The sequence below is a fragment of the Candidatus Poriferisodalis sp. genome (assembly GCF_965208485.1).
Classification (GTDB): domain Bacteria; phylum Actinomycetota; class Acidimicrobiia; order Acidimicrobiales; family Poriferisodalaceae; genus Poriferisodalis.
This window is the reverse complement of sequence record NZ_OZ242344.1, coordinates 3,178,621-3,192,613: the sequence shown is the minus strand read 5'-3', so window position 1 is coordinate 3,192,613 and position 13,993 is coordinate 3,178,621. Positions and strand designations below refer to the sequence as shown.

The 13,993-nt window shown below is 65.0% G+C and carries 15 protein-coding genes; 8 read left to right on the top strand and 7 right to left on the bottom strand.

Going from position 1 to position 13,993, the window contains the following annotated elements; all coding sequences use genetic code 11:
- Positions 1–69 precede the first annotated feature (69 nt).
- From groL to ACOGXQ_RS14850, 6 genes are all read left to right on the top strand, one after another.
- Positions 70–1,689, top strand: a complete 1,620-nt coding sequence (groL, locus tag ACOGXQ_RS14875; RefSeq protein ID WP_419944402.1) for a chaperonin GroEL — start codon at positions 70–72, stop codon at positions 1,687–1,689.
- Between the two features lie 369 nt (positions 1,690–2,058).
- Positions 2,059–2,571 (top strand): hypothetical protein, encoded by a 513-nt coding sequence (locus tag ACOGXQ_RS14870; protein ID WP_419944401.1) that lies wholly within the window; start codon positions 2,059–2,061, stop codon positions 2,569–2,571.
- A 526-nt stretch (positions 2,572–3,097) separates the two neighbouring features.
- On the top strand, positions 3,098–3,577 hold the full coding sequence (locus tag ACOGXQ_RS14865; RefSeq protein WP_419944400.1) for a hypothetical protein: 480 nt from the start codon (positions 3,098–3,100) through the stop codon (positions 3,575–3,577).
- Positions 3,578–3,651: 74 nt separating this feature from the next.
- The gene (locus ACOGXQ_RS14860; protein ID WP_419944399.1) at positions 3,652–4,206 is read left to right on the top strand and encodes a hypothetical protein; all 555 of its coding nucleotides are present in this window, start codon (positions 3,652–3,654) and stop codon (positions 4,204–4,206) included.
- A 276-nt stretch (positions 4,207–4,482) separates the two neighbouring features.
- A complete protein-coding gene (locus ACOGXQ_RS14855) occupies positions 4,483–5,880 on the top strand; it encodes a DNA methyltransferase (RefSeq protein WP_419944398.1) in 1,398 nt (465 codons plus the stop codon).
- Between the two features lie 4 nt (positions 5,881–5,884).
- Complete coding sequence (locus ACOGXQ_RS14850; RefSeq protein WP_419944397.1) at positions 5,885–6,724, top strand: endonuclease; 840 nt, start codon at positions 5,885–5,887, stop codon at positions 6,722–6,724.
- A 99-nt stretch (positions 6,725–6,823) separates the two neighbouring features.
- Here the strand turns inward: ACOGXQ_RS14850 and ACOGXQ_RS14845 are convergent, their stop codons facing one another.
- On the bottom strand, positions 6,824–7,576 hold the full coding sequence (locus ACOGXQ_RS14845) for a helix-turn-helix domain-containing protein (protein WP_419944396.1): 753 nt from the start codon (positions 7,574–7,576) through the stop codon (positions 6,824–6,826).
- Positions 7,577–7,911: 335 nt separating this feature from the next.
- On the opposite strand from ACOGXQ_RS14845, the gene ACOGXQ_RS14840 reads away from it, so the two are divergent.
- Positions 7,912–8,592, top strand: coding sequence for an IS110 family transposase (locus tag ACOGXQ_RS14840; RefSeq protein WP_419944395.1), 681 nt, complete (start codon positions 7,912–7,914; stop codon positions 8,590–8,592).
- 257 nt (positions 8,593–8,849) lie between these two features.
- Positions 8,850–9,671, top strand: coding sequence for a hypothetical protein (locus tag ACOGXQ_RS14835; protein WP_419944394.1), 822 nt, complete (start codon positions 8,850–8,852; stop codon positions 9,669–9,671).
- Positions 9,672–9,860: 189 nt separating this feature from the next.
- Here ACOGXQ_RS14835 and ACOGXQ_RS14830 read toward each other — a convergent pair whose 3' ends face one another.
- The 6 genes from ACOGXQ_RS14830 to ACOGXQ_RS14805 form a co-directional block, all read right to left on the bottom strand.
- On the bottom strand, positions 9,861–10,664 hold the full coding sequence (locus tag ACOGXQ_RS14830) for a hypothetical protein (RefSeq protein WP_419944393.1): 804 nt from the start codon (positions 10,662–10,664) through the stop codon (positions 9,861–9,863).
- Complete coding sequence (locus ACOGXQ_RS14825) at positions 10,651–11,205, bottom strand: hypothetical protein (RefSeq protein ID WP_419944392.1); 555 nt, start codon at positions 11,203–11,205, stop codon at positions 10,651–10,653. Before ACOGXQ_RS14825 ends, ACOGXQ_RS14830 begins: the two co-directional genes overlap by 14 nt.
- 140 nt (positions 11,206–11,345) lie before the next feature.
- Positions 11,346–11,945, bottom strand: coding sequence for a hypothetical protein (locus ACOGXQ_RS14820; protein WP_419944391.1), 600 nt, complete (start codon positions 11,943–11,945; stop codon positions 11,346–11,348).
- A 17-nt stretch (positions 11,946–11,962) separates the two neighbouring features.
- A complete protein-coding gene (locus ACOGXQ_RS14815) occupies positions 11,963–12,178 on the bottom strand; it encodes a hypothetical protein (protein ID WP_419944390.1) in 216 nt (71 codons plus the stop codon).
- A 306-nt stretch (positions 12,179–12,484) separates the two neighbouring features.
- Positions 12,485–12,844, bottom strand: coding sequence for a hypothetical protein (locus ACOGXQ_RS14810; protein WP_419944389.1), 360 nt, complete (start codon positions 12,842–12,844; stop codon positions 12,485–12,487).
- Between the two features lie 489 nt (positions 12,845–13,333).
- A complete protein-coding gene (locus ACOGXQ_RS14805; RefSeq protein ID WP_419944388.1) occupies positions 13,334–13,945 on the bottom strand; it encodes a hypothetical protein in 612 nt (203 codons plus the stop codon).
- Between the last annotated feature and the right edge of the window lie 48 nt (positions 13,946–13,993).

The window sequence follows — 13,993 nt, the reverse complement described above, 5'->3', positions numbered from 1 at the left end:
TGACCTGTCATTAGCATTCAGCGATTTTCCATTGACACCAAAGTCACCGAGGACAGGAGTCTCCTGAACATGGCCAAGATGATCAGCTTCGACGACGAGGCCCGCCGAGCGCTCGAGTCAGGCATGAACCAGCTCGCCGATGCCGTGCGCGTCACGCTGGGCCCCAAGGGCCGCAACGTCGTGCTGGACAAGAAGTGGGGCGCGCCCACGATCACCAACGACGGCGTGTCGATCGCCAAAGACATCGAGCTGGAGGACCCGGTGGAGCGCATCGGGGCCGAGCTCGTCAAGGAGGTCGCCAAGAAGACCGACGACGTCGCGGGCGACGGCACCACCACCGCCACCGTGCTGGCGTGGACGATGGTGCGCGACGGCCTGCGCAACGTGACAGCGGGCGCCAACCCGATGGCCATCAAGCGGGGCATCGAGGCCGGCGTCGAAGCCGCTGTCGAGGCCATCGAGGAGATGGCGATCAGCGTCACCGACTCCAAGACCCATGTCGCGCAGGTAGCGGCCATCTCGGCTGCCGACGGCGACATCGGCCAGCTCATCAGCGACGCATTCGACAACGTCGGCAAGGACGGCGTGATCACCGTCGAGGAATCGCAGACCTTCGGTCTCGAGATGGATCTCGTCGAGGGCATGCGCTTCGACAAGGGCTATATCTCGCCTTACTTCGTGACCGATCCTGACTCGCAGGAGGCAGTGCTCGACGACGCGTACCTGCTGTTCATGCAGGGCAAGATCTCAGCAGTGCGCGATGTGCTGCCGGTGCTCGAGAAGGTCACCCAGGCAGGCAAGCCGCTGGTGATCATCGCGGAGGACGTCGAGGGCGAGGCCTTGGCCACGCTCGTCGTGAACAAGATCCGCGGCACGATCCGCTCTGTGGCCGTGAAGGCGCCCGGCTTCGGTGATCGCCGCAAGGCCATGCTGGCTGACATGGCGATCCTGACCGGCGGCCAGGTCATCAGCGAGGATGTGGGCCTCAAGCTCGAGAACACCACGCTCGACCTGCTGGGCACGGCCCGCCGCGTGGTGGTCACCAAGGACGAGACCACCATCATCGAGGGCTCGGGCGACGAGTCCGAGGTGCGGGGCCGGATCGAGCAGATCAAGAGCGAGATCGACAACACCGACTCCGACTACGACCGCGAGAAGCTGCAGGAGCGGCTCGCGAAGCTGTCCGGCGGCGTGGCAGTGCTGCGTGTCGGCGCAGCCACCGAGGTCGAGCTGAAGGAGAAGAAGCACCGCATCGAGGACGCAGTCAGCACCACCAAGGCAGCCATCGAGGCTGGCGTGGTGACCGGCGGCGGCGTCACGCTGGTGCGGGCGGAGTCTGCGGTCGGGGCGGTCGTCGACGCGCTTGACGGCGACGAGGCGACCGGTGCCCGGCTGGTCGAGCGTGCGCTCGCCGGCCCGCTGAAGCAGATCGCCGAGAACGCCGGCTACGAAGGCGGCGTGGTGGTCAGCAAGGTGCGTGACCTCAACGGCGCGATGGGCCTCAACGCCGCCACCGGCGACTACGAGGACTTGGTCGGCGCCGGCGTGATCGACGCTGCCAAGGTGACGCTGTCGGCGCTGCAGAACGCTGCGTCGATCGCGGCGCTGTTCCTCACCACCGAGGCAGTGATCTGCGACGAGCCCGACTCCGGCGGCGGTGCGTCCGGCATGCCGGACATGGACTTCTAGCAGGCTGCTGACTTATTCGGATCCGGGCAAGTCTGCAATGCTCTGATCTGCGGCTTTGTGTCCGCGCGGCCTCTAACAGGCTGCTTGAAATATGCAGGTCTGGCCGGAAGCGCAAGCCCCTGACCTGCGGGTTTGCAACTGGACACCGCCCGAAAATCGACTTTTTCAGCATCCTGCTGAGTGGAGAACGCGATTGCGAGGACGGAGGATCGCCATCGGCACCGGCTGGGTGTGAGAAGGCTCGAAAACGGCTGGCGAGTCGAGGCTCTCGCTGGCTACGGTGCGGCAAGGGATGCTGCCCGGCTGAAGGGCAGCCGCCGAAGAGAACGCCCGCGCGCAGTGCTGCGCCGCGACACCCAGCGAGGCCCCATGTCCGCCACAGTCGAAACGGCCGCCGTGAACGCTCCCAACCCCGACCCGACACACCCTGCCGACACCGCGCACTCCCCGCCCGCAGCCACCCGCGCCCACGGCGCGTCGACAAGAGCTCGCCCACGCGGGCACCGGGACCGCTCCTCGACGCTCATCGCCGCCCTCATCACCGTCCTCGGCGCCCTCATCACCGTCCTCGGCGCCCTGCTCATCTGGCAGCTCAACGCGATGAACCACAACATCGACAGCCTCAGCAGAGACCTGCGAAACGAGATCAGCGGCGTCGAGACCAGCCTGCGGAACGAGATCAGCGGCGTCGAGACCAGCCTGCGAAACGAGATCGGCGGCGTCGAGACCAGCCTGCGGGCCGAGATGCAGGCGGGCTTCCGCGAAGTCAACGCGACCCTGCTCGATCACACCGACCGCCTCGCCCGGCTCGAAGCCGCGTCCGCGCTCGCATCGCCGACATCTCCGAGCCCGCCCGGCAGCGCCCACACGCTGCCCCAGTGAAGCCACACAGGCCGCCGGCGGACACACCCGCACCCCAACCGAACCGATGGATCCAAGGTTAGGGTTCTGAATCCGTGGGCTTGATCTACGCCAACACGTTGGCTGTTGCTGTCGTATTGGCAGCAGCAGCGGCTTTGCCGCTCACCTTTTTGGCAGCCCAAAGAATCTTGAGTCCAGAGTCGACGCCGGTTCGTGATCGCGTTTCGCGTCGAGGCCGCTTGAGCGACTGGCTGTCTGATCGTCGGACCTGAATTTGGCGGCGGGTGTTTTGTGTTTGTGCTGGTCAGAGGGGCGCGGCGGGTTGGTGTTTGTACTACATGGGCTGTTGGGGCGGTGAGTGGAGAACGCGATTGCGAGGACGGAGGATCGCCATCGGCACCGGCTGGGTGTGAGAAGGCTCGAAAACGGCTGGCGAGTCGAGGCTCTCGCTGGCTACGGTGCGGCAAGGGATGCTGCCCGGCTGAAGGGCAGCCGCCGAAGAGAACGCCCGCGCGCAGTGCTGAGCCGCGACACCCAGCGAGGCCCCATGTCCGCCACAGTCGAAACGGCCGCCGTGAACGCTCCCAACCCCGACCCGACACACCCTGCCGACACCGCGCACTCCCCGCCCGCAGCCACCCGCGCCCACGGCGCGTCGACAAGAGCTCGCCCACGCGGGCACCGGGACCGCTCCTCGACGCTCATCGCCGCCCTCATCACCGTCCTCGGCGCCCTCATCACCGTCCTCGGCGCCCTGCTCATCTGGCAGCTCAACGCGATGAACCACAACATCGACAGCCTCAGCAGAGACCTGCGAAACGAGATCAGCGGCGTCGAGACCAGCCTGCGGAACGAGATCAGCGGCGTCGAGACCAGCCTGCGGGCCGAGATGCAGGCGGGCTTCCGCGAAGTCAACGCGACCCTGCTCGATCACACCGACCGCCTCGCCCGGCTCGAAGCCGCGTCCGCGCTCGCATCGCCGACATCTCCGAACCCGCCCGGCAGCGCCCACACGCTGCCCCAGTGAAGCCACACAGGCCGCCGGCGGACACACCCGCACCCCAACCGAACCGATGGATCCAAGGTTAGGGTTCTGAATCCGTGGGCTTGATCTACGCCAACACGTTGGCTGTTGCTGTCGTATTGGCAGCAGCAGCGGCTTTGCCGCTCACCTTTTTGGCAGCCCAAAGAATCTTGAGTCCAGAGTCGACGCCGGTTCGTGATCGCGTTTCGCGTCGAGGCCGCTTGAGCGACTGGCTGTCTGATCATCTGAACCAAATCGTGAGCGTCATCCTGCCGCTGGTAACCGCAGCGTTGGTCGCGATTGCGTTCCTGCACGAGACGTTGAGAGATGTGCCGTCCGAAGCTCTTTGGACACCGTCAGCAGCAAGCTGGTTTCTCGGCAGCCGCGAGGGAGGTCTCTGCCTCGTGTACTTGGGAGTTGCCGGGTTGATGTTCGCCATCGCCGGCTTCGCCGCGAAGGGAATAGAACCGGACAGGGGCAGCCGGGTCACGCCGAAGCTCAGATGGGTCTTTTGGAAGCTATCGGTTCGGTGGTGCGCCCGAGCGGCAGGCTTGGCTGCTCTCGGCGTGGTACTGCTCGTCCCAGCTCTGCTGAGCATGCTGGTCGCTGCGCTCGAAGTGCCCTCGCACTGACCCAACACATTGCTGCACACATCGCTCCATCCTCTCAAGGAACAGAGCCTCCACCAAAACCGGGGTGATTCATCTTGGACGTCCCCGGCTTCTCTGCACATGATCGTCACAACGCCGTCACTGGCCTTGAGGCCGAGTCGGACCGACGAATACGTCTCGCAGAGCGGCCGAGTGCCACGGTTGGGTTGCCCGGAGTTTCAGTCAGGAGGCTGGGGTCCGGTTTGTCACACCTCATACGTATGTTCAGGTCCTGCTCTCGGGGCGAAGGAGATGGACATGGCTCGGTGGACTGCACGAACGTCACTAGTGCACTACGAGGATCGCCTGCCTGGGCTGGGAGCGTGGTCTACGGTCGGCGGCGTGGCTGAGGCCCCTCGACCGCCGACCAACGGCGCAATGAACACGCTGCTCGCGTGCGATGCCCCGGCGCACGACTGGTACCGATTCGTCCTGTCATTTCCGCCGCACTTGGTGCGCGACTACGCGGGCCGGTTCGAACTTGCAGACGACGCGGTCGTTCTCGACCCTTTCTGTGGGACGGGTACCACGTTGGTGGAAGCCAAGAAGATGGGGATCGCCGGCATCGGCGTTGAAGCGATGCCGATGGCGAAGTTCGCGGCCCAGGTCAAGACCGACTGGGAACCTGATCCCGACGGCTTGGCCAACCACGCGAATCTTGTAGCCGAGAAGGCGTTGGCAAGTCTGACGGCGGATGGGCTGAGCGATGAGCTGGGCGTACCAACACGCGAGAATCAGCAATTGCGCAGTTTGGATTCCGACGCAGCCAAGTTGCTCATCAAGGACTCGATCAGTCCGCTGCCATTGCACAAGGCACTTGTCCTGCGAGAAGCACTCGACGGCGAGCGGGCAGCAGGGTTCACCGACCATGAACAGCTCGCGTTCGCTCGTGTGCTTCCGACCGAGGTCGGCAACCTTCGGTTCGGCCCGGAGGTCGGGGTTGGCTCGCTGCGCGATGACGCAGCCGTGGTGGCACTGTGGCTCAACCGTGTGTTGACCATCGCCGATGACCTGCGGATCCTGGGCGCGCAAGAGCGTACGTCGGCGATGGTCGTCCCAGGCGACGCTCGCGATGTCGCATCGTGCGTTCCGGTAGAGAGTGTGGATGCCGTCATCACGTCGCCCCCATATCCCAACGAGAAGGACTACTCGCGGACTGTCCGTCTCGAGTCAGTGCTATTGGGCTACCTCACGGACCGGCCAAGCCTGCGAAGCACGAAGCGCGAACTACTCCGCTCGAACACTCGCGGCGTCTACCGCGACGACGACGACTCTGCCTGGGTCGCCGACGACGAGCGCGTGCAGGACCTCGCGACCCAGATCGAAGAACGCCGCATCGCTCTCGGCAAGGACTCGGGGTTCGAGCGCATGTACCACCGCGTGACGAAGCTCTACTTCGGCGGCATGACGCGTCATCTGTCGTCGCTGCGAGATGTGCTGCGACCCGGCGCTCGCCTCGCATATGTAGTTGGCGATCAGGCGTCCTATCTGCGAGTGATGATCCGCACCGGGCAGATTCTCGCCGACATCGCTGAGCGCGCTGGCTACGAGGTAGAAGGCATCGATCTGTTCAGGACGCGACCGGCCACTGCTACACGGGACCAGCTCCGTGAAGAAGTTCTCCTGCTGCGGTGGCCTGGTCCACGGGGTAGGTGAGGGGGTGGCACCGCATGGTGAGACCCTGGCTCAGCGGCTGATCGCCAAGATATTCGCTGATCGCTACCGGCCCGGCATGCGCGAAGTGCCGTTTCCTCGTGATGACATCGTGGCAGCGGCGGAGGCGCTGAGCGAAGCTCGCCCGAAGAACATCGGCGACATCGTGTATTCGCTGCGCTACCGCACGGACCTCCCGCCCTCCCTCCGGGATGAAGCACCACCGGGCCATGAATGGGCAATCTTCCCCGGCGGCAACGCCGTCTACGTCTTGCGTCTCGTGCCGGTGAACTTGATTAAACCGCGCAGCGGCCTGCGAGTCGTGAAGCTGCCGGATGCAACGCCGGGTGTCATCAGCAGCTACGCGATGTCCGACGAGCAGGCATTGCTCGCTCGGGTTCGGTACAACCGTCTGCTCGATGTGTTCACCGGACTGGCGTGCTCGTCTCTGCAGAGTCATCTGCGTACGTCTGTCACGACCGAGAACGCCATCACCGGCAAGCCAAGCAGCTCGCAGGTCGAGACGGATGAGCTGTACGTAGGGCTTGATGAGCACGGTGCCCACTACGTCTTGCCGGTGCAGGCCAAGGGCGGCAGCGACGCGCTGAGTGTCATCCAGATTTGGCAGGATTTCCGCGTTGCTGAGCAGAAGTTCCCCGCACTGCGGCCGCGTCCCATCGCAGCGCAATTCATGGACAACGACGCCATCGCGCTCTTCGAGTTCGACGAGCACGATGGCGAGATCACGATTGAGCGCGAACGCCACTACCGGCTGGTCGAACCCGATGAACTCTCTCCGGAAGATCTACGGTCCTATCGGGCGGCGTCCGAGTCCGCCACGTACTGAGCGATGTGGACAGGAGCCACCCTTCGTAGGGCGCCCCGAACTGCAGAGCAAGTCAGGCTGCATTCTGCGATTCGGCCGACTGGAGCCCGGCCGGCTGGTTTAGCTAGACACCTGCGACAGGCGCCCAGTCTGAACCCAATAAGTACCACCGGGTCTATTGGATAGTGGGAGGTGCGCGTCCACTAGAAAGCCACCACCGCAGTCACCCAGACCGCGGCAGGGCATGTAATGGTGAGTCATCCCCGCCAGCGCTGCCACACCCCGAACCATGACACGCATGCAATGACCACAGAGGTTGTTGACGTGGTTGGCGGGTGTGGCTGCGATGGCGGTGTGGTGCCGGTGGTGATTGCAGGTGTGTGCCCAGTTCTGGAGGCGTCGGCGGCGGTCGGGTTCTGAGCGGGACTTGTGGCTGTAGAGGAACTCCTCGGCCATGGTGCGGTTGAACCGCTCGACCTTGCCGTTGGTTCGGGGCCGACAGGGGCGGGCGAGGCGATGCTTGGCGCGGTTCTCGGCGAAGTCTGCCGAGGTGAAGTTGCGGTCGTTGTCGGTCATGACGGCGTCGATGCCGACGTTCAGCTTGTTGAACCAGTCCCGCGCGTTGCGCCAGAACGGAGCCCTCCCAAGCGACCTCGCGGGCCGGCTCGACCGGTCCTCCAAACCCGCCTCCCCCTCGGCCTCGCAGCGCTTCACCCACTTGCCGACGGCCTGACGCGAGCAGCCCATCTGAGCCGCCACCGCCGTCTTGGACCGGCCCGCCGCCACCCGCTCGACCAACACCAGCCGAGAACGCGGCGACAACCGCAGCCGCAGCGCACCCTGCCGCGGCGATCCTGAAATACTCTTCGACACTGAGCCTTCGTTCGCAGCCGGGATCACAACAGATCCCACACTGCCACGGAGGCTCAACCCATCACAGGACCAGCACCGTCAACAAGGTCCATGGTCATTGCATGCGTGTCATGGTTCGGGGTGTGGCAGCGCCGGCGGGGATGACTCACCATTACATGCCCTGCCGCGGGCTGGGTGACTGCGGTGGTGGCTTTCTAGTTGAGTGTCTCCCCGCCGGTTCGTTGCCTTGGCGGCGTCGCTTGATAGGAGCGTGAACACCCCCGATGTGGTGGCCCGACGCATGTGTGCGCACCGCCGAGGCCAGCTTGTCACAGCCCCGGACAAGGAGGAATCCCATGACAGTGGCGGGCATCGACACCCACAAAGACACCCTGGCCGCCTGCGCAGTCGACGGCCTCGGACGGTCGCTGGAGCACCGCAGCTTCGCGAACACCCCTGCCGGCCACGCCGAGCTGGCCGGCTGGGTCGCCGCCTGTGACGCCGATCTGGTCGCGGTCGAGGGATCAGGCAACTACGGCCGCCCCGCGGTGAGGGTCCTGGTCGGCGCCGGCGCCGAGGTCCGCGAGGTGCCTCCGAACATGACAGCGGCAGGCCGCCGCCGTCAGCGCACCCGCACCAAGACCGATCCCGCTGACGCTGTGGCGATCGCCCGCGTCGGGCTGCGCGAGGCGGCGCTGCCCCCGCCGCGGCCCGACGGCGCCGTCGAGGATCTGCGCAGCCTGGTCCGCTACCGCTGCGAACTGGTCGCCCAGCGCACCCGGCTGATCAACCGGCTCCACGCCGACCTGTCCCAGCTGCGCCCCGGGTATCACCACCGCACCGGCCGGCTCACCAGCGCCAGTGGGCTATTGGGAGCCGCTGTAGGCCGCCTCGCGAGCCTTTACCCTGCCTCCATCCATGGCGCCGACAGGGGGCTGGAGTGCAGAATTCCGTGGCGACGCCGCCACTCGATCAGCTTGGATGGTGGTCGGGACTCTGGTCGTACCTGGGATCCCCCGAGGTCGCCGCTGGGCTGATCGGCGTATTGCTCACAACGACGGTGTCTCGGGCATTAAGGCGTCTTCCTGCCGAGCGGCAGCGAGCGGCAGGGCGAAGTCGTGCCGTGTGGTCACCCCAGCCTCATTTGCGTCCCGCCTCGGTGGACAGCGCGTGGGCGTCGAGTGGAACCGGCCGGGTGCCGATTGAGCGCTGCGTGCAGGGTTCAGTGTTCTCGAGGCTGCGGAGCCGTGCGCGCTCCGTTATGGACCGGCCCAGCAGCCCCAAGCCAGCGTTCGTGATCCGAACTTGCGAACGGTTGCCGTCGGCTGACGTGCCCGGCGACGAGGTCCGTCTCCTCGGCGGATTTCGGCTCAAGATCAGGCTGCACCCCAGTGAACATCCTGAGCACCTGCGCAGGTCGATCGCGCGGCCCTACGGTCCGACGGCACGGACGCTCGCGGTCTGCACGCCCGATGAACTCGCTCAGCTGAGCGGTCGCGTGCAGTGCCACCTCATCGAAGCCGCGCGTCAGCAGGTTCTTATCCGAGAAGACGACCAAGGGGCGTATGTCATCGTCGAGTCCGCCGACCCGCTGGGCACTCCGAACGGGCACGAATGGCAGCCAAGACGCAAGGACGTACCGAATGACGCAATCTGGCTCATTCGCGTCGATGAGACAGTCCCCTCGGCGGTCTCGACGCGGCTGAGCCCGGATTGGAGATCGCGCTGGCAGAGGCGTTACCGACCTCTGGTGGCGTGGCCGCTGCTGCTGATCGTGCCGACAGCTGGTCTCGCCGCATGGGTGACGCTGACTGCACGATTGGCAGGCTTGCTGCAGGGCGAAGGTACCGGATTCGTGGTTAGTGCAGTCTCGACGCTGTGGCTTATTGTCAGGTACGAAGTCGCTGTGAGCGTCGACATCGTGGTGCTGATGCTGGCCGTTCAGTGCGTCCGCTACTGGCGTTACGAGAAGCGATGGGGGCCGTCATGGACCGCAGGCACCACCGGGTGCCTCCAAGACGCACTAGACACGCGCAACGGCAAGCCGCCCCTGCGCAGCTCCGAACCCAGAAGCAGCAAGGTGCGACCCGCTGCGGCACCTCGCCCTGCCGAATAGCTCCCGCTGGCAGCACGGAACGGATGGCCACGTCGTTCTGGGCCTACAGCTGCGGACGCTGTGAGCGTTCACCGCCGTTTGCGGTCAGCTCCGCATCACGCACACACAACCTCACGCGAAGCGACACCTAGAGTCGTCGCTGCGGCTGCGCTTGATGCGCGGCGAGGGAGTGCTGTCGGCTGTGTTCGTCTACGCCGGCCAGTGCCCTGCCGAGCAGGTTCCTTGGCGTGGCCGAGGATTGCGACATCTGGTTCCGCTTGGCAGGAGAGCGTTGCAGTAGCGCGATGGTGTCGTCATGCTCTTTGAGCGAGCACGAGCGACTATCGCCTCGCTGGTCGATACAGAGCCCGACTCCGTGGCGGCAGCACGAGTTCGGGTTGAGTGGGCGGTGCGCCGTGAGCGCCACTCCCTGAAGCGCAGCAGCCACTTTCCCTTGCGGGCTCTAGCAAGCCGGTCCAGGGCGAAGTATTCCATGCCGGGCTTGCGAAGCCGCTCAGGAATCGCTTGCTCGATGAGGTCGAGAATCTCTGATTCCTCGCGTATCCCCAGCTCTCGGATGAGCTGCTCGCAGTCCGACTCATCGACCGGCCTGCCAGAAATGAGCTTCATCGCAAGGATGTAGCGAGAACCTGCAGAGTCAACGGTGAGGACTCTCCCGCTGTAGATGCGGCTGGCTTCCATGGGGATGTTCACCCGTTTGAGTTTCGCTCCGTCATTGAGCCAGTCGGGTCGCAGTCCCGTGTGTCGCCTGCTGATGAGATCCGCGGCGAGTCTCACATCGTCGGTCATCCCCTCAGACACCACATCGATGTCGTGGGTGACACGGTTGGCGGACTTGGTGGACATAACAGCACCACCAGCGATATAGAGATGCACAGATTCTGTGGCACCCTCGCGCTCTAGGAGACTGTCCAGTTCTCCCAAGTAGCCGAGCATTTCGTCGGCATCGAAGAGGCGAAATCCCTCGCTGTCGACTGGATCAGCGGAATCCATGCACCCTGTAGTCGTCGAGATCAACGGGGGCGAACCACACATTGTGGGTGGCGCACGCCTCAGGCGAAATTTCCCGCATATGCGAGTCCCACTTCGAGTCGGTCATGCTGCGATCATTCAGGCACATTGCCCGACCGGCACGATGCTGCATTACCCATGTCGGGATTGCCACGCCGTCGCGGTCGCACAGTGCATGAACGACAGCGGCGATACGCGCGAGATCGAAACGGCGGCGGGTGAATCGATGCCACCGCTGGTGCGCCGTCGGTGCACTAGCGATCATCTCCACTCGACGATCACCAGCGGCAGCCCAGTCCTTGATGAACTGGCGAATGCCGGACACGCGTCCGCGACCATCATTCTCAGCCATCAGCCGCGGCAGTTCACAGGCGCGCAGCAGCCTCGCCGGCGGGGCCACCATCCGTGGAGCCCACGCCGACGTGTCCGCAACCGCCTCCGCGGCCGGCAGCGTCGCGATAGTCACGATGTCATCGTATCGGGGCTTATGTAGGGTAGTTGCCTGCAACGGTGCGACCAGCAAGAACGTTGTTGGATGCGAAAAGCGTTTCCGCAGGTCACAGCCGTGTCGTCAACTATCGTATGTAAGCCCCCAAATTATGCAGTGCGACTACAGCCACATTGTGCCGCAAACAACCTGGATGACGTCAGGAACGGCCTCTGCTACCAGGTGGACCGACAGCGGCCGGCATGGCCGGCGCGGAGAATGCACCTGGCGTTAGCCCGAGGCATGTGCTTGCCGCATTGTTGCCGGGCACCGGTCTCTGCGCTGTGCCGGCGGGCAGCTGACTCATGGAGAGCAGCCTCTGCGTATTGCCGTTCTCGCTCGGCGAACAAGATGACGGATTCCAGGGCCATGACAGGCCCGAAGTGGATAGAACCGTCAGGGTCGTGGGTGATGCATCCGAAGTTCACGAGATGATTTTCCGCCCGCGAGATTGAGGTTGCGCTGATGCGGTTGCCGATTCGACTCGCGATCTGGCGTGGAGTCGTTTGGCCGCCTGACTCGGAGAGCGCCCGCAGGAAAGCCTGTTCGTGCTCGCTCAGCGTGTGCCATGTCGGGCTGAAGACACGCCGGTGCATGTCGCGATCCGTCTCGGCGATCGCGTGAGCTGCGGCGGCCTCGGTGACGGGGGAGCGTGGGGCATCGGAGACGGTCCATGCGTAGTAGCCCAGAAGCTGCATCCGGAACGGCAATGGCCCCGCTGCCTCGGCGAGATCGCCCAGCGCTTCACCGAGGAACTCGCCGCCGGCATCTCTCACCGTCTTGGAGATGCACTTCAGTGCGTCAGCTCTTTGAGCGTCACCGTCTTGCCCGAACCGCGGGGTCCGAGGAGCAGTGACGTGAACCGTGGATCTCGAGGACCGGCACCGAGATCGGATCGGATATCTCGCAGCATGTCGTCGCGCCCGACGCAGGAGTACGGCGGCTGCCCGAAATCAGGAGTGAAGAGGTTCTGTTGGGACGTGTCGTCTTCGCCCAGCAGGTTGCTCATGCCAGCAACGATAACACTAACTGGCGCACAATCTCACAACTTGGCGCACAAACGCACAACGTGAATCACAATGAACGGGTCCTGCGCAACGACCCCACGCGTGACCGACTGCCAGCTCGAACGCCACCGCAACGGCCGCTGCGAGCGCCGCACGACAGCCGGTCAGTCTCATCAGCCGTCCACCGTGCGCCGGGCGCGGCTTGTGCCGCGTTCGGGCGGGACAGGCGACGGGTCAGCCCGGTGCCGATCGAATCGGCGGACGAGGCCGGTGAACGGCGCACGCCGGCGCTGGAATCCAGAGGCGGGTCATCTCGGCACGGCCTCGCAGGCAGGCTCGACACGCCAGCGGCCCAGCTCGGCGACGCCGTCGGCGAAGCGGAACTCGAGGCCCAGATCGGCGTGCAGCACCTGCAAGTGCTCGCACTCCTGACGGACACGCTCGTTCACGTCGGCTGCCAACTCGGGGGTCAACTGCACGGAAGCGACCTCCGCGGCGACTGCCTCCACGGCTTGGGCGGCGATGCGCTCAGCCTTGGCGACAGCGCCTGCGCGCAGCGAGTCGCTCGTGTCGAGCTCGTCGCCGAAGTCGTCCGAGAGCGACGGCACGACGAACACCGCGCCGGTGGTCAGCACCCCGCCGGCAAGCAGGATCAGCAGCCACTTCACCGCAGCACTCTCACGTCGCGCCCATCATAGTGAGTCTCTCTGCCCGGCTTGCCGGAAGTTCCGTGCATGTGGCCGGTGCCGCCGGGGGTTCCTGCGCGTGGCCCCGGTCTGCGCGATGCCCCGGGGGCACGGCCCGCAGTCCGACCCCCGCTGCGGGGTGCTCAGATGCCGCGCCAACAGGCGGAATGGCTTTTGGCCATTTCATCCCAGTCATGAGAAAGCCCAGCCAAGCCGCAGGTCAGAGCGCTGTTGCCGCAGGCAGCCAGTCAAGTGTCTCCACAGGTCAGCGCCTATTGGCGCATCCTCCCTATTGTCGCATCCTCTTGGCGCTGAGCGCTGCGCCGACCTGCCAGCAGGGCACGGCCGTCAAGCGGTGCGGCCGCTGCGACGCACGCTGGGGCACCGACTGATCCAGCCGGTGCCCCACCCTAATGATCGTCACTGGCAAGAGGGAGCAGAAGTCATCTGTCCCAGCGTAAGTCCGGGGTCCTACTTGTCCTTGACCATGCAGTGCGCGAAGGCTGCTTGAGCCGCTGGGTCACCATCTCTCAGGCCGGCTACTTCAGCTCCACTGTCGTCGTCGAAGTTGGTGCCGGTGTTGTTGTCGCCATTGGGATCGAAAGTCGTGATCTCCGTTTCCTCGACATCCTGTTGCGCCTTCTTCTCGGACTCAGTGGCGTCTTTCACTGTGTACTCGAACTTGGCGTAGGAGGCGATTCCGGCGTCCCCGTAGGTGATCTCCAGTCGATCGCATCTGCTCTTGTAATGCTGCTCCCATTCGTCGTACTTCTTTGCGCCGAGGGGTTGTTCGGAAGCGTTTTGGTCGGCGTCGCGCATGATCTGGTCGGCGGCGATGATGGCGGCGGTCTTGCGGGCGCTGGAGCCGGCGATCTGCTCTGAGGTGTCGCCCACCACGTTCTGCACCAGCACCACCGCCAGCGCCGCCAAGCCGGCCACCGCGGCCACGATCAGCAGCCATTCCAGCGTGGTCAGCCCACGCTCGTCGTCCGCGCGCCTGAGGCGCCTGTGCTCGTCTGGCACCCGTCGCGCCGTGGCGACGGCCGTGGCCGTGTCGCCGGGCATGCATGTGGTGTCTGTCATGTCGTCGACCTCTCTGTGTCGGAGTTGTGATGGCTGAGGTGCTGCGGC

Excerpts from the sequence above, each read along its gene's own strand:
- ACOGXQ_RS14870 (WP_419944401.1), top strand. The coding sequence starts at position 2,059 with ATGTCCGCCACAGTCGAAACGGCCGCCGTGAACGCTCCCAACCCCGAC.
- ACOGXQ_RS14855 (WP_419944398.1), top strand. The coding sequence starts at position 4,483 with ATGGCTCGGTGGACTGCACGAACGTCACTAGTGCACTACGAGGATCGC.
- ACOGXQ_RS14840 (WP_419944395.1), top strand. The coding sequence starts at position 7,912 with ATGACAGTGGCGGGCATCGACACCCACAAAGACACCCTGGCCGCCTGC.
- groL (WP_419944402.1), top strand. The coding sequence starts at position 70 with ATGGCCAAGATGATCAGCTTCGACGACGAGGCCCGCCGAGCGCTCGAG.
- ACOGXQ_RS14830 (WP_419944393.1), bottom strand. The coding sequence starts at position 10,664 with ATGGATTCCGCTGATCCAGTCGACAGCGAGGGATTTCGCCTCTTCGAT.
- ACOGXQ_RS14865 (WP_419944400.1), top strand. The coding sequence starts at position 3,098 with ATGTCCGCCACAGTCGAAACGGCCGCCGTGAACGCTCCCAACCCCGAC.
- ACOGXQ_RS14805 (WP_419944388.1), bottom strand. The coding sequence starts at position 13,945 with ATGACAGACACCACATGCATGCCCGGCGACACGGCCACGGCCGTCGCC.
- ACOGXQ_RS14815 (WP_419944390.1), bottom strand. The coding sequence starts at position 12,178 with ATGAGCAACCTGCTGGGCGAAGACGACACGTCCCAACAGAACCTCTTC.